Source organism: Mycobacterium sp. NGS67 (assembly GCF_059812185.1).
On record NZ_JCALCF010000003.1, the window covers coordinates 225,428 to 239,250 of the forward strand.

At 67.7% G+C, this 13,823-nt stretch carries 14 protein-coding genes; 7 read left to right on the forward strand and 7 right to left on the reverse strand.

Features of this window, described 5'->3' with window-relative positions:
• The first annotated feature begins 190 nt into the window (after positions 1 to 190).
• The 3 genes from malQ (at position 191) to AC5Y4D_RS03945 (ending at position 3,187) form a co-directional block, all read left to right on the forward strand.
• Positions 191 to 2,314 (forward strand): 4-alpha-glucanotransferase, encoded by a 2,124-nt coding sequence (gene malQ, locus AC5Y4D_RS03935; protein WP_500036426.1) that lies wholly within the window; start codon positions 191 to 193, stop codon positions 2,312 to 2,314.
• Positions 2,311 to 2,769 (forward strand): nuclear transport factor 2 family protein, encoded by a 459-nt coding sequence (locus AC5Y4D_RS03940; protein WP_500036427.1) that lies wholly within the window; start codon positions 2,311 to 2,313, stop codon positions 2,767 to 2,769. Before malQ ends, AC5Y4D_RS03940 begins: the two co-directional genes overlap by 4 nt.
• 112 nt (positions 2,770 to 2,881) lie before the next feature.
• Positions 2,882 to 3,187, forward strand: coding sequence for a LapA family protein (locus AC5Y4D_RS03945; RefSeq protein WP_500036428.1), 306 nt, complete (start codon positions 2,882 to 2,884; stop codon positions 3,185 to 3,187).
• Between the two features lie 16 nt (positions 3,188 to 3,203).
• Here AC5Y4D_RS03945 and AC5Y4D_RS03950 read toward each other — a convergent pair whose 3' ends face one another.
• Both AC5Y4D_RS03950 and AC5Y4D_RS03955 read right to left on the reverse strand, forming a co-directional pair.
• Positions 3,204 to 3,632, reverse strand: a complete 429-nt coding sequence (locus AC5Y4D_RS03950; RefSeq protein WP_499942488.1) for a type II toxin-antitoxin system Rv0910 family toxin — start codon at positions 3,630 to 3,632, stop codon at positions 3,204 to 3,206.
• Between the two features lie 91 nt (positions 3,633 to 3,723).
• Entirely contained in the window at positions 3,724 to 4,287 is a 564-nt protein-coding gene (locus AC5Y4D_RS03955; RefSeq protein WP_499942490.1) for a hypothetical protein, read from the reverse strand.
• A gap of 210 nt (positions 4,288 to 4,497) precedes the next feature.
• Between AC5Y4D_RS03955 and AC5Y4D_RS03960 the strand changes: the two genes are divergently transcribed.
• On the forward strand, positions 4,498 to 6,339 hold the full coding sequence (locus AC5Y4D_RS03960) for a DUF4407 domain-containing protein (protein WP_499942491.1): 1,842 nt from the start codon (positions 4,498 to 4,500) through the stop codon (positions 6,337 to 6,339).
• A gap of 160 nt (positions 6,340 to 6,499) precedes the next feature.
• On the forward strand, positions 6,500 to 6,946 hold the full coding sequence (locus AC5Y4D_RS03965) for a DUF6941 family protein (protein ID WP_499942492.1): 447 nt from the start codon (positions 6,500 to 6,502) through the stop codon (positions 6,944 to 6,946).
• Between the two features lie 35 nt (positions 6,947 to 6,981).
• Here AC5Y4D_RS03965 and AC5Y4D_RS03970 read toward each other — a convergent pair whose 3' ends face one another.
• A complete protein-coding gene (locus AC5Y4D_RS03970; RefSeq protein ID WP_499942494.1) occupies positions 6,982 to 8,196 on the reverse strand; it encodes a cytochrome P450 in 1,215 nt (404 codons plus the stop codon).
• 185 nt (positions 8,197 to 8,381) lie between these two features.
• Between AC5Y4D_RS03970 and AC5Y4D_RS03975 the strand changes: the two genes are divergently transcribed.
• Positions 8,382 to 8,945: a TetR/AcrR family transcriptional regulator gene (locus tag AC5Y4D_RS03975; protein WP_499942495.1), complete on the forward strand. Its 564-nt coding sequence runs from the start codon at positions 8,382 to 8,384 to the stop codon at positions 8,943 to 8,945.
• Between the two features lie 5 nt (positions 8,946 to 8,950).
• Here the strand turns inward: AC5Y4D_RS03975 and AC5Y4D_RS03980 are convergent, their stop codons facing one another.
• Both AC5Y4D_RS03980 and AC5Y4D_RS03985 read right to left on the reverse strand, forming a co-directional pair.
• Complete coding sequence (locus tag AC5Y4D_RS03980; protein WP_499942497.1) at positions 8,951 to 9,760, reverse strand: DAPG hydrolase family protein; 810 nt, start codon at positions 9,758 to 9,760, stop codon at positions 8,951 to 8,953.
• A gap of 1 nt (position 9,761) precedes the next feature.
• Complete coding sequence (locus AC5Y4D_RS03985) at positions 9,762 to 11,102, reverse strand: FAD-binding oxidoreductase (RefSeq protein ID WP_500036429.1); 1,341 nt, start codon at positions 11,100 to 11,102, stop codon at positions 9,762 to 9,764.
• Between the two features lie 66 nt (positions 11,103 to 11,168).
• On the opposite strand from AC5Y4D_RS03985, the gene AC5Y4D_RS03990 reads away from it, so the two are divergent.
• Entirely contained in the window at positions 11,169 to 11,915 is a 747-nt protein-coding gene (locus tag AC5Y4D_RS03990; RefSeq protein ID WP_500036430.1) for an IclR family transcriptional regulator, read from the forward strand.
• 48 nt (positions 11,916 to 11,963) lie between these two features.
• Here AC5Y4D_RS03990 and AC5Y4D_RS03995 read toward each other — a convergent pair whose 3' ends face one another.
• Both AC5Y4D_RS03995 and AC5Y4D_RS04000 read right to left on the reverse strand, forming a co-directional pair.
• Positions 11,964 to 12,272, reverse strand: coding sequence for an ANTAR domain-containing protein (locus AC5Y4D_RS03995; RefSeq protein ID WP_499942501.1), 309 nt, complete (start codon positions 12,270 to 12,272; stop codon positions 11,964 to 11,966).
• Between the two features lie 165 nt (positions 12,273 to 12,437).
• Positions 12,438 to 13,790 carry a wax ester/triacylglycerol synthase domain-containing protein gene (locus AC5Y4D_RS04000; protein ID WP_500036469.1) on the reverse strand — a complete coding sequence of 451 codons (1,353 nt, stop codon included), beginning with the start codon at positions 13,788 to 13,790 and terminating at the stop codon, positions 12,438 to 12,440.
• Between the last annotated feature and the right edge of the window lie 33 nt (positions 13,791 to 13,823).

The window sequence follows — 13,823 nt, forward strand, 5'->3', positions numbered from 1 at the left end:
GCACCCGCAGAGACCTCGCACGCGGGCAGTGGCGTCCGAAGACCCGCGTTGCTTCCCCCACGGTATTGATCGTGTCTTCATTGGGCATCGCTTCTTCACTGGCATGGTAGCCGCGAATGGTCGTGTCGGCGCGCTAAGTCGCGGACTGCCGAGTTCTCCGCGATGAGCTGCGGGTAGCAAGATTGCCGACATGACTGAGCTCGCGCCATCTCTTGTCGAACTCGCTCGGCGCTTCGGTATCGCCACCAGTTACCAGGACTGGTCCAACCGGCAGGTGAGCGTCTCCGAAGGCACGTTGGTGGCGGTGCTCGGGGCCCTGGGCGTCCCCGCGAGTACCGAGCAGGAACGCAACGCCGCGCTGGACGCCGAACGGCGCGCGTACTGGCAACGACCGCTGCCGCCGACCATCGTTGGGCGTGCCGGCGCCCAGACGCGGTTCTGGGTGCACGTCACCCACGGGGCTCCCGCGGAGGTGTGGGTGCAACTCGAGGACGGAACCGAACGCCGCGGGATCGTGCAGCTGGACAATTTCACTCCGCCGTTCGACCTGGACGGGCGCTTGGTCGGCGAGGCCAGTTTCGCGTTGCCCGGCGACATTCCGCTCGGCTACCACCGCGTGCATCTGCGATCCGGCGAGTATGAGGCCAGCACCGCGCTCATCGTGACTCCGGACTGGCTGGGACTGCCGGCGACGCTCGGCACCCGTCGGGCCTGGGGACTGGCCACGCAGCTGTACAGCGTGCGCTCCCGGCGGTCCTGGGGCGTCGGCGACCTGACCGACCTGGCGGATCTGGCGTTGTGGTCGGCTTCGGCGCACGGCGCCGACTACCTATTGGTCAATCCCCTGCACGCGGCGGCGCCCGGGCACCCCATGGAGCCATCCCCCTACCTGCCCACCTCGCGGCGCTACGTCAACCCCCTCTACCTACGCGTCGAGGCGATACCGGAGTTCGCCGACCTGCCCAAGCACCGCCGGGTGCGGGAGCTGCGCACCCAGGTGCAGCAGCGCACCGCCGGGCTCGACGCCATCGACCGCGACAGCGCGTGGGCCGCCAAGCAGGAGGCGCTGCGACTTGTGCACCGGGTGCCGCGATCGGCCGGCCGTGAACTGTCCTACGCCGCCTTCTGCGCCCGGGAGGGCCGCGCCCTGGACGACTTCGCCACCTGGTGCGCACTTGCCGAAAAACACGGCGGCGACTGGCATAGCTGGCCGAAGTCGCTGAGGCACCCGAGCGGCGACGGCGTCGCCAAGTTCGTCAAGAAGAACGGGCAGGCGGTGGACTTCCACCGCTGGCTGCAGTGGCAACTGGACGAGCAACTGGCCGCCGCTCAGTCCCAGGCCGTACGGGCCGGCATGGCGCTGGGCATCATGCACGACCTGGCGGTCGGGGTGCATCCCGACGGTGCCGACGCGTGGGCCCTGCAGGACGTGCTGGCGCTGGGCGTGACCGCGGGCGCGCCGCCCGACGAGTTCAATCAGCTCGGCCAGGACTGGTCGCAGCCGCCGTGGCGGCCCGACCGGCTCGAAGAGTCGGAGTACCGGCCGTTCCGGTCGCTGATCCGCGCGGTGCTGCGGCACGCCGGCGGCGTCCGGATCGACCACATCATCGGACTGTTCCGGCTGTGGTGGATCCCGAGCGGCGCACCGCCCACCGACGGAACGTACATCCGCTACGACCACGAGGCGATGATCGGCATCGTGGCGCTGGAGGCCCGACGGGCCGGGGCGGTCGTCGTCGGCGAGGATCTGGGCACCGTAGAACCGTGGGTGCGTGACTACTTATTACTGCGCGGGCTGCTGGGCACCTCGATCCTGTGGTTCGAGCAGGACGAGTCGACGGGTGGACCGCTGCCCGCCGAGCGCTGGCGAGAATGCTGCCTGTCGTCGGTCACCACGCACGACCTGCCGCCGACCGCCGGCTATCTGGCCGGCGACCACGTCCGGTTGCGGGAATCCCTGGCGTTGCTGACCCGCCCGGTCGAGGCGGAGCTGGAGGCCGCGGCGACCGAACGGGCGGCGTGGTTGGCCGAGTTGCGCCGCGTCGGTCTCCTCGCCGACGGTGAAGATCGTCCCGAAGAGCTGATCCTGGCGCTGTACCGCTACCTGGGCCGCACCCCGTCGCGGCTACTGGGCGTGGCCCTCACGGATGCGATCGGCGATCGGCGCACCCAGAATCAGCCCGGCACCACCGACGAGTACCCGAACTGGCGGATTCCACTGGCCGACCCGGACGGCCGTCCGGTGCTGCTCGAAGAAGTCTTCACCGACGGCAGGGCAGCCCGGCTGCTCGAGGCGGTGCGCGCCGGGCTATGACCTCCCCGACAGCCGACCGGGCGGTGCTGAGCGACCTGGTGCACCGCTACGCCGCCTACGTCGACGATCGCCAGTTCGATTCGATAGCAACACTTTTCACCGATAGCGCCGAGCTGGCGGTGCCGGATCCGCCGACCTCACTGCAGCCGATTCACTTCCATCGGGGCCATAGCGCCATCGTCGAGGCGGTGACGGCAGTGGGCCGGGTGGACCGTACCGAACATGCGATCGTCGGCGAGGTCTATCACCAAGGACAGCCCGGCCACGCGCGGGGACGCATCACCTGCATTGCGCATCACTGGAGTCGGCGCGCAGACGAGGTGGTCGATGTCGTGTGGCATCTGCGCTATGACGACCACTACGTACTCACCGATGCCGGATGGCGGATCAGCCACCGAGCCTTGACGATCAACGCGATCGAGAGCCGTCCGGTGCGCCGGTTGCTCCCTCCGTGATGGTGCCAGGACCGCTGAACCCGTTTGTGCAAAACGCATTTCGGGTATTTTCCCGATGCTGCCACCTTGATGACCGGGGCGGTCGCCGGCCAAAACTGCAGAGGAGATGCGCATGGACGATGCCGCAGCCCACTCCGCCGGTCGGCCACCCCACGACTCGATGCAGGCGCTGGACGAGTTCGAAGACGACGTCGAACGGGCACCGGCACTGGTCGTGATCGCAGGTGGCGTCCTGGCGTTCGTGGTATCGGTAGCGACATTCGCCCTGGGACATGTCAGCATCGGGATCGCCGCGGCCAGCGGCGGAATGTTGATCTTGAGCGCCGGGCTATCCTGGCTCGCCATGGAACGCCGGCGAGTTCGCGACGCCGAACGGGACATGCACTTCGACGACCCCGCGCACCCGGAACGGGCGTGACGGAAAGCTAAGCGCCTTAACGCAATTCGGCCAGATTGTCCACCGACTTGCGCACGTCGGAGCGCAACACCCGGGCCACCACCCGTCCGACGGGCCCGCTCAGCACTCCCCCGCTCAGATCCGCGGTGAGATCGAACTTCGAACCCGGGTCCTTCGGTGTCACCTGCATGGCGACCGTGATGCGGATCCCGCCTCGGCCGCGCCCTTTGAGCTCAATGGATTTCGGCTCGTCGTACTCCGTCACTTCCCAGTGCACGACGTTGCGGAAGCCCTTGACCTTGATGCACGACGAGACGCAGGTGCCCTTTTCGATGGTGTCCGGGACCTCGCCTCGCCAGCCGTTGAAAATGGTCATCCATTCGTCGAAGCGCTGCAGATCGGAAGCCAGCTTCCAGGCGGCTTCGGGGTCTACCTCCGAGGTCGTCGAAACATCTACGCGTGCCAACTGATCCGCTCCTCATCTGCCGTCGACGTCCGGGGTTGCATACCCGGGCGCGCTGGGCCGAAAACCCCGGCGGACCCCCGCGCCGGGTTTCCTAGATACCGGTCCAGGCGCTGGCCACTTCGGTCGCCACGTCGATCACCTGCGCGGCCTGCGACTCTGGCTTGTCGATCTCCTCTTTGACGTACTGAGCGATGAAGCGCCGGATTTCGCCGTCCACACCGGCCAGGATGCGCAGCACCTCGCCGCGGATCGACTTGGACGACACATTGACCGTGATGTCGGAGGGCCGCGGCTTGGAGACGTCGACGATGAGCAGCAGCGGCTCGGCGGCCCGCGCGGTGGCCCGCAACGCGATATCCCCGGCGACCACGAACCGCTGCTTGTCCAGCCGCAGGTCCAACAGCAGGTCGATGGACAGCGGGATGTGGATGACGAAGGTGATCAGATCGCCGAGTTTGCGCGTCACCCGGGGCTCTTGGATCTTGACTTTCGCGCTGACCTTGGCGATTCCGCCCGGCCCCTGCGCGATCGGTTCCATCTCGAACTCGCTGCCGGCGATCTGGGCGAATGCGGCGGCCACCCGGTCCGGCGTGACGGCGACCTCGAAGAATCTGCGGCCGAACTCTTCGTAGCTGAGGAACTCGTGATTCTGCATAGATTGAACGGTCTCATGACACCAGTGCTCTCGGTCGTTGATCCGTTCGCGTCGCCGAAAATCGCGCTGCGGATCGTCATCTCGGGTCGCTACCAGCGTGATCCAGGCCACTCCCGCCGGATTTGTGAACAACGCCACAAGGGGCCGATCTGATTCGGTGTGTCGCCGCTGACCCTGCCACCCTGGAAACCATTGGAGGTGTTAGGTCTCATGCGCGCGCACGAATCAACCGAGCAGCGCTCGATAGCAGGGCTGCTGACCTGGCTCGGCGGCGGACACCGGCGCGAACTCACCGAACGCCATGAGCGATCCACCCACGCCGTCTCCGGCGCGGTGGTGGTGCTGGGCGCGGTGCTGGCCTGGCTGGTCGCCGCACTGGCCGTGCGGACATCGGTGCACGCCGCTCCCCTGTGGGCGGTCCTCGCGCCGGCCGTCGTCTTCGGGCTGCTGGTCGGCGCGGTAACCCGCGCCATCGCAAGCGGCCCGGCGCGGGGGTGGGCGGATGTCGCGGGTCGTGCGGCCGTTGCCGTCGCCATCGGCGTGCTGGTCGGCGAGCTGGCCGCACTCGTCGTCTTCTCCGCGGCCATCGACGACCGCCTGAACGAGCGGGCGCTGCACGACGCCGACTCGTCGCCCGCGGTCGCCCACGCCTCGGCCGACCTGCGGCAGGCTCAGGCGGCACGTGCGGCGCTGGATACCACCGTCGATCAGGCGCGCGAACACCGGGATCAAGCCTTGGTGGTGGCACGCTGCGAGTACAACCCCAGCCCGGCATGCCCCCAGACCCGCATCACCGGCGTTCCCGGTCAGGGCCCGGAGACGCGGACGGCCAACGAGTTGCTCGCCGACACCCAGCGCGAACTGGACAACGCGCTGGCCACGCGGGACCGTCAAGCACCTGACCTGGACGCACGGGTCGCGCGCACGGAGGGGGCCGTCGCCGAGGCCCGGCACGGGGTGGTCGTCGACGCGGGCCGAGGCCTCGGCGGGCGCTGGGTCGCGATGAACGACCTGACCATGTCGAATATCGGCGCACTGCTGTTGCGGGTGCTGACCATCGCGTTCTTCGCGCTGTTGTACCTGTTGCCGCTGATCCTGCGCGGCTGGCGCGGTGAGACCACCCATGATCGTCACGCGACGGCGCGCGCGGAGCGGGAACGGGCCGAGTTGGATGCCGACACCGCGATCGCGATCAAGCGGGCCGAGGTCCGCCGTGCCGCCGAGATCATGTGGGCCGAACACCAGCTGACCCAAACCCGCCTGGCCATCGAGGCCCAGGCCGAGATCGACCGGGAACACCAGCGCCGCCGGGTCGTGGAAGCGATTCAGGCCCCGGTGCACGCGACGTCCGAACGCACCTTCGAACCCGTGGAGGAAGACATGTACCTGCCGATCGCCGCCGAGGCGGAGGCGGCCAGCCGCGCGGTGGCGCAGTTGCCTGCCGGCGACGAGGCCGACGCCGCGCCGATCGACGTGCCGAAAAACCTGCCGGCACCCGTCGAGCCCGTCCAGCAGCAGACTCTCGAGCAGTACGAAGAACCCCAGGAACGGACCCCGTTGATCCCGTCCATCCCCGACGCCACCAAGGCGGCCGCCCGGTGGATTCGTCCGTTGGTGCCGCCGTTCGTCGCGCGCGTCATCGACAACACGACCCAGCCCTTGCGCAGCGCCCGTCAGGTGTTCGAGGAGGTCGAGGAGATCGCGTTCTCGCTCAAGCGCACCCGCAAGGTGACATTCGGCTCGGAGAGCACCGAAGGCGCCGGGCGTGAGCAGGTGCAGGCCGCGAGCCCCGACATCACCGAACGCCAGGACCCCGCCGCGAGCAACCGGATCGAATCCTCGCGCGGCTGGGCCGCCGGCCCGCCTCCTCCCGGCGCACACCACGAGCAGGTCGACACCGGCGCGGAATACGCCCGCCTGGGTGGGGTCTCCCGGTCCGACCTCGCCGGCCTGACCGTCGGTCCGGATGGTCGGCGAGAACTGGTCGAGCGCAAGGGTCCGCGTGAGTTGCGTGCACCCGAGGGTCCGCGTCAGCTGCCGCCCGGCAAATAGGGAGACGTGAGGCCCCAGAGCGGTCGGCTCGGCACACCGGTCGCGGCGTAGTATCGGGCCGGCAACAGCACATTGACGGGGAACGGGACGGGAGTGGATTCGTGACGGCAGCGATCGCGGATCGGCAACGCGCGGTGTCGACCGGGGCGCCGGCCGCCGCATGAAGGTCAGCCTTTTTCTCGCCGACGCGGCACAGGCCGACGCCCAGTCGGGGAAGGTCCACACCCTCGGATTGGGCTGGCGGCAGTGCCAAACACCAACGCCCCCTTTCGCTTTGGTGATGTTTCTGGACATCGACTGGGACGAGACCAACAAACGGCACAAGCTGACCTGCCAGCTGCTCAACACCGACGGCCAGCCGGTGATGGTGCCCGGACCGCAAGGGCCGCAGCGGATCTCGTTCGAGGCCGCGGCCGAAGCGGGGCGCCTGCCGGGAGCGATTCACGGCACCGCCGTGCGCATGCCGCTCACCCTCAATATCCCGGGCGGCATTCCGCTGGATCCGGGCATCTACGAATGGCGGGTAGAGGTGGAAGGTTTCGAACACGCCACCACCGTCGAAGCATTCATCGTGCTGCCGGGGATGCTCACGCCGAACCCGGGATAAACCGCACCGAACCGCGAGAGCCGTTGAGCTGGAGGCTAATCGACGGCGAGTTCCAGACGCTGCAAACGACGCACCAGGATGCTGGGCAGCCATCCTCCGACCTCGGCGGCCTCGATGCGCGAAGTCCGGTCCAGCAGCAGCCGCAACACGATCTGCGCTTCCAGCCGGGCCAGCGCGGCGCCGACGCAGAAGTGCGCTCCGCGACCGAAACTCACGTGGTTCTTGCCCGTTGCCCGGTCCAGTCGGAACTCGTCCGGCGTCTCGAAGTGGGCCGGATCGCGGTTGGCCGACCCCCACAACAACAGCAGCCGCGTATCGGCGGCCAAGTCGACGCCGGCCAGGGTGGTGTCGCGCAGGACGTGGCGGTAATGACCGCGGAACGGCGGCTCGAAGCGCAGGGTTTCCTCGACGAATGCCCCGAGCAGCTCCGGGTTTTCCCGGACACGGCTCGCGATGTCGGGCCGGACGGCAAGTATGCGCGCCGCGCTGCCCAGCAGGGACGCGGTCGACTCCCCCGCGGCGGCGAACAGCGTGATCATCATGACCTGGGCGGTGAGCGGGTCCAGCTCGCCGCCATGGCAAGCCCGCGCCAGTTCACCCAGCAAGTCGTCGCGCGGGTGGCCGGCCGCTCGGGCAAACTGCTCGGTGATGTAGCCGCTGAGTCCCAGGACGGCCCCTCCGGCGGCGGCCAACTGTTCCTGGCTGCCCAGGCCTTCCAGCAATTGAGTTGCCGCGCAACCCCATTGCACCAACTGGTCGACGTCGGTGTCGGGAAGTCCGATCAGTTCGGCCACCACCATCATCGGCAACCGGTTGGCCACGGCGCTCATCCATTCGATGCGTCCATCCACCATGCCGTCGTCCCACAACCGTTCCGCGGTCCGGGTCGCGAAGCGTTCGACGGCACGGATCCGCTTGGCTGCCAGGTAGCGCACCATCAGCTTGCGGTGCACCGCGTGGGCGGGGTCGTCGGCAGTGGCCAGCACATGGGTCGGCCCACCGAGCGGATCCATCTGAAACGGCACGACGGTGCCGTCGGCGGTGTACAGCATCGTCGCGGTCAGGTTCGACGAGAAATCTTCGGTCCGCAGGACGGCTTCGTTCACCGCGTCCCAGCCGCCGACCGCGTAGAAGCCGGAGTCGCCGATCCGGTGGACCGGGCCCGCGGCCCGCATCCGTTCGTACAACGGGTACGGGTCCTGGATGGCGGCGGCGCCGAACAGTTCGACCGCATCGAGGGTTACGTTCATCGTCCCAGGTTGATGAACCGGTAATCGCAGGTCAATGGCATCGGTCGAGGTTGATATCCGGACTCGCCGGGCCCGGCGGCCGGATGTCTCAGCGAATCCGGCCGACAAGCGACTATGCTGAGAAAATTCTTGATGTTCGTCTCAAACCTGAGATGTTCGGCAGAGGTGATCTCGATCGGAGGCGGATGCCGGCGCGTCGCGACGACTGGCTGGTCGGCGGTGATCGCCGCACGGTTGCGGCCGAACGCATCTACGACGCGGCGATGCAGCTGATCGCCCGCGAGGGTTCGGACGCACTGGACATCGACCGGCTGGCCGAGCAGGTGCACTGTTCGCGGGCGACCGTCTACCGCTACGCCGGGGGCAAGGCCGAGATACGCGATGCCGTCCTGAACCGGGCCGCGGCCGGCATCGTCGAAAGCGTCCGTGTCGGCGTCGACGGCCTGACCGGCCGGGAACGTGTCGTCACCGCGGTCCTGGTGGCGCTCAGGCAGATTCGCGCCGATCCCCTGAGCAGGTTGATGGTCGGCTCGATCCGCCGGCCTGAGGCGATGACGTGGCTTACCGATTCACCGCTGCCGGCCGCCCTGGCCACCGACCTGTCCGGCCTGACCGACGGCGATCCCGTTGCCGCGCAATGGATTGTCCGCACGGTGCTGTCCCTGCTGTACTGGCCGGTCGAGGACGACGAGCTCGAACGCGAACTGGTGCGGCGCTTCGTCGGTCCTGCGTTCGACGAAAAGCTCTGAGCCGCTTACTCGTTGCCGAACGACTCGTACAGTTCGGGCAGAAACCCGGCCAGGTGGTTCATTTCTTGCGCGCAGTGCACCAACAGGTTGCGTGCCGTGGACTCGGAGACCCCGATGACTTTCGCGGCGACCGGGCGCACCGCCCTGGAAGCCAGATCGGGCGCGTTGCGGACGGCGATGTGCGGTCCGCCCATCCAGAACCGGGAGCGCATCTCCGATCCCGTCGCGGTGGAACGGATGTGGTGGACGAACCAGCCGGCGTCCACCGGCGCGTCCCCGGAGCCCAGTCGAGCGCAGATCGCGACCGCGTCATCGCTGTCGGGCGGCAGGCCCATGGTCGACGGATCCGCGAATTGTATTGCGGCACTGAGCAACGTGGAGCCGATGTACTCACTGATCATCGACCAGCGACCGACGTAGCGCGGGGCGCCGCGGCGTCCCCCGTCCGTGCCGTCCTTCCAGCGCGCCGACAGGTGCGCCCGCGGGTGCCACAGCTTGTAGCGGCGGCTGTCGCTGCCGTGCCAGCCGAACCACCACGACCACATCGCCGGCGTGACGCCGGGCATGTCGGTCAGCACCGAAACCTGCATGCTGCCGTCCTGGAGCAGGCCGTAGCCGTTCTCGGTCTGCTGGTAACCCTCGTCGGCGACACTGGCCGCGTCATCCAGGGCCAACAGCGTCGGTCCGGCCTGCGGACCGTGTTGCAGCGCCGTCACGACATGCGCTGGCAGCGGTGCCATTTCGGGCCTGAAGAACTTGGCCCACGGCGTGTCCACGTCGTCACCCCGATAGCCGAGGTAGGCGTCATCGGCCATCTCAGATCCGTCCCATCCAACTGTTGAACAGCCCGTCCGGGTCGTACTCGGAGCGCACCCGGTCCAATCTGGTCATCGCAGCGTCGCTGGCGAACCTCGCCGGGCGCTGGCCGAGATTCTCGTCGGCCAACTGGATCCCGGTTGCCAGGTGGGACATGGCAGCCATGTTCGACCGCGCCCAGTCGCCGTAGCGGTCATCGTCGGCGGGGTCCTTCCATGCCCCGTACAACGCCAGGTACACCTCGTCCTCGATGCTGTAGGCCATGTCGGGCCGCTGCGGCGACGGCCCCCAGTTCAGCCACAGGAAGTGCGACGGGTGATCGGGGATCGTGTCGATGATGGTACGAATCCCCGGCAGCAGGTCCTCGGCCGCCGCCGAGGTCCACATGTTGTCTGCGGCGTAGCGGTAGTCGGACAGGTAGTTGCTCATGACCGCGTCGAACCAGGTCGGCATATCGGTCGGCATATAGGGCACTTTGACGAGTGCCTTGTCGAGCACCGGGACGGTGCCGAAGATGGACAACGCCTGTTCGGCTTCCTTCTCGGTGTCGGCGAACGCGGGTGAGGCGAACACGATGGCGGGGGCGTCGAGTCCCATGTTCGGCACGCTTCGCGTTGCGACGATCTGCATCTCGACGCGCCGGTCCACTTCGGCGCTGACGTTGCGCGCCCAGGTGTAGATCTCGTCGGCGTAGTCGATCGGGTAGACGTACACGCTGGTACCGCAAGCACCCGGGCGCGGGTACAGCTTGAGATAGAACGACGTGACGACCGCGAAGAAGCCGGGTCCCGCACCGCGCGCCGCCCAGTAAAGATCGGCGTGATTGTCTGCGTCACAATGGATCTTGTCGCCGTCGGCGGTGACCACGTCAAGTCCGACGACGCTTTCACAAGCCAGGCCCCACACCCGACTGTTCCAGCCATACCCACCCTGCAGCAGATATCCGCCGACGCACACGCCCCGACAGTGGCCGCCCGGGAAGAAAAGATTCTGGGCTTCGAGTTCGCCGAGCAGGATGCTGCCGCCCTTGCCCGGACCGACGACGGCCACCCCTTTCTCCGCGTCGATCGTGGCGTGGTCGAGGCGGTGCAGGTCGAGCAGCAGGGCACCGTCGCGCAGGTGGTTCGCCGCCCAGCTGTGCCCACCCGATCGAATGCTGACTTTGAGGCCGTTGGCTTTGGCGTAGCGGATCGCGCCCACCACCTCGTCGGTATCCACCGCCTGCACGATCACTTCCGGGTAGCGGTCGGGGACGCGCTGATTCCACACCGTTTCGCGGCGGGCCGCCTCATACCCGTCGTGGTTGCGAAAGAAGTGCCGTCCGGCGGGCAGACCATCCATGAATCAGCTCCTTGATCCACATAACGGATCTATATAGTCCGTGATGCGGCCGACTATAGTGGACTCGTGGGGCAAACGGAACGGAAATCGCCGACGAATCGCGACGAGGGAATCCAGGTGTTGCGGCGCGCCGCGGCCGCATTGGACGAGATCGCGGCGGAGCCGGGCCAACTGCGCCTGGTCGATCTCGGCGAGCGCCTCGGGCTGGCCAAATCGACCGTCCGACGACTGTTGGTGGGGCTGGTCGAGGTCGGTCTGGTCGGCGTCGACGCCGGCGGCCGGTTTTCCCTCGGTGAGCGGTTGCTGGGATTCGGCAGCGCGACCGGCGCACACATCGCGGCACGGTTCCGCCCGGTCATGGAACGCGTCGCGGCCGAGACGGACGGTGAAACGGTCGATCTGTCGCTGTTGCGCGGCCAGCGGATGTGGTTCGTCGACCAGATCGAGTCGTCCCATCGGCTCCGCGCGGTCTCGGCGGTCGGCGTCCGGTTTCCACTGTTCGGGACGGCCAACGGCAAGGCCGCGCTGGCGGCACTCGACGACCTGGACGCCGAGGCGGCGCTCGCCAAGATGCCCGCCGTCGAGGTGGACGCGCTACGCCGACAGCTCATCGAGATACGGTCGAGCAGAATAGCTTTCGATTACGACGAGCACACCCCCGGAATCTCCGCGGCGGCTGTCGCACGCCGCACGGCCGGCGGCACGGTGGTCGCGATCTCGGTACCGACTCCCAGCGAGCGCTTCGCGGACAAGCGGGAACGCATCGTGGCCGCGCTGCTGGCGGCGGCAGACTCATCGGTCTGGACGCGCTGAGGGCCGCGGCACTTCCCCGTTGCCGCGGCCGAACTCAACCTGTGGTGGCTATCGGGCCACCCGCTCCGCCAGCGACCGCAGATGGTCGGCCACGAACAACTCACCCCACTCGTGACGCGCGGCGGACTGCGCCTCGACGAAGCTGGGTGTTTTTTCTCCGTCGCCGGCCAGGTGCACCAATGCCCAAGCCATCGCGAACACCGGAACCCGGTGACGCTGTGCAGCACTGTGCAACTCGTCGAATGCGGTGTCCGACCTACACCGGCGCAGACCGATGAGGATGCCTTGCGCGGTGTCCAGAATGCGGCCCGAACTCGGGCTGTGCGAGGTCTGGGTGGGCGCCCAGCTTGCCGTCATGCCTTGGTACCTCCTGCTACTGCTACCCAAGTACGCCCGGCGGCGCGCGCCGCGATTGGCATACCGTGCCATGATTTGCGGGTCTTTCCCGTCGCGCCAGACGTGCGCCGACATCGATACGCTCCTGTGAGCGTGCTGATATCGGCCGGATGCCGCGCCGGTGAATCAGTCTGCGAGAGCCAGGACTTCGTCGAAACCGGCGACCAGGGCGTCGTGGAAGACCTGGTAGTCGGGTATGGCGGCGCTGTCCACGTTGATGCCCAATGCGCAGGTGTCGCAATAGGACAGCAGTGTGACGTTGACCGACGCGCCGATGGTCGGACCGAAGGCGTACTGCTCGCGCACGGCGGCGCCGCCCAGAAAGACCGGGATCGGCACGCCCGGCACGTCGCTGGCCACGAAGTCGACGTGGCGCAACACCGACCCGATGTACCAGCGCGGCATCAGGTTCAGCACGCCGGCGATCAATTGCGTGTAGGGCAGGGACTTCTCGTCGCGTACCGCGCTGACACGCCGGTGTATTTCCTGGATCCGCCGGGCCGGATCGGGTTCACCCACCGGCACGTCGAACCGCATCAACGTGATCCGGTTACCGCCCATGTCGTCGTTCTCGGTGCGCAGACTGATGGGCATCGACAGATGCAGTTCGCCGACGCTGGCCCCGTGTTTCTCGTGGTAGCGACGCAACCCGCCGGTCACCCCCGCGACGAATGCGTCGTTCAGCGCGCCACCACAGTTGTGGGCAGCCGCACGCAACTGCAGACGCGACACCTCGTGCACCGCCAGATGGCGAATCAGGCTGCGTTCCTTGGTCAGATCGGAACCGGTGCGGTTCAGTGGCCGCACGGTGCGGTACACCGAAGCCGCGTTGGCCGCGGCCGAACGGACGGTGCCCAGCGGGCGCCGCGCGCCGTCGTACATCAGTCGCGGCATCCACCTGGCCGCCCCGGCCACCGCATTACCGACCAGGGAAGCGTTGTAGCGCAACGTGTCACGATAGCCGCCGAGCCGGGGTGGCCCGGGAACCTGCGGCAATGCCGGGAGTTCCTCGACCTCGAAATGTTCGGCGGAGAGATCGAACAGCGTCATCGCGATCTGGACGCCGCCGACTCCGTCGGTCAGCGCATGGTGGAACTTACAGATCACGGCGGCGCCGCCGTCCTGCAGACCCTCGACCAACGTGATTTCCCACAGCGCGCGGGCCCGGTCGAAGTCCTGCATGTGGGCCAGCCGGGCCATTTCCAAGACGTCGTCGAGCGTGCCCGACCCCGAAACGGCGGTCCGGCGCAGGTGATAGTCCAGGTCGAAGTCGCGGTCGTATTCCCACCGCGGTGGGGCGGGCGGCGGCGATTCCACCACTCGCTGGCGAAAGATCGGCAGCTTGCGACTCAGTAGGTCGAACCGGTCGCGGACGGCGTCCCAGTCCGGCGAACCGTCCAGCACGATGACACTGACCACGGTCGAGCGCAACCGTGGATCGGTCTCCATCGCCCACGTGAAAGCGTCACTGTTGCGCATGAATTCGGTCAGGATCGGTTCCACGATTCAAAC

Excerpts from the sequence above, each read along its gene's own strand:
- AC5Y4D_RS03980 (WP_499942497.1), bottom strand. The coding sequence starts at position 9,760 with ATGGCCGATGACGCCTACCTCGGCTATCGGGGTGACGACGTGGACACG.
- AC5Y4D_RS03985 (WP_500036429.1), bottom strand. The coding sequence starts at position 11,102 with ATGGATGGTCTGCCCGCCGGACGGCACTTCTTTCGCAACCACGACGGG.
- AC5Y4D_RS03970 (WP_499942494.1), bottom strand. The coding sequence starts at position 8,196 with ATGAACGTAACCCTCGATGCGGTCGAACTGTTCGGCGCCGCCGCCATC.
- AC5Y4D_RS03955 (WP_499942490.1), bottom strand. The coding sequence starts at position 4,287 with ATGCAGAATCACGAGTTCCTCAGCTACGAAGAGTTCGGCCGCAGATTC.
- AC5Y4D_RS03945 (WP_500036428.1), top strand. The coding sequence starts at position 2,882 with ATGGACGATGCCGCAGCCCACTCCGCCGGTCGGCCACCCCACGACTCG.
- AC5Y4D_RS03940 (WP_500036427.1), top strand. The coding sequence starts at position 2,311 with ATGACCTCCCCGACAGCCGACCGGGCGGTGCTGAGCGACCTGGTGCAC.
- AC5Y4D_RS03965 (WP_499942492.1), top strand. The coding sequence starts at position 6,500 with ATGAAGGTCAGCCTTTTTCTCGCCGACGCGGCACAGGCCGACGCCCAG.
- AC5Y4D_RS03975 (WP_499942495.1), top strand. The coding sequence starts at position 8,382 with ATGCCGGCGCGTCGCGACGACTGGCTGGTCGGCGGTGATCGCCGCACG.
- AC5Y4D_RS03995 (WP_499942501.1), bottom strand. The coding sequence starts at position 12,272 with ATGACGGCAAGCTGGGCGCCCACCCAGACCTCGCACAGCCCGAGTTCG.
- malQ (WP_500036426.1), top strand. The coding sequence starts at position 191 with ATGACTGAGCTCGCGCCATCTCTTGTCGAACTCGCTCGGCGCTTCGGT.
- AC5Y4D_RS04000 (WP_500036469.1), bottom strand. The coding sequence starts at position 13,790 with ATGCGCAACAGTGACGCTTTCACGTGGGCGATGGAGACCGATCCACGG.
- AC5Y4D_RS03960 (WP_499942491.1), top strand. The coding sequence starts at position 4,498 with ATGCGCGCGCACGAATCAACCGAGCAGCGCTCGATAGCAGGGCTGCTG.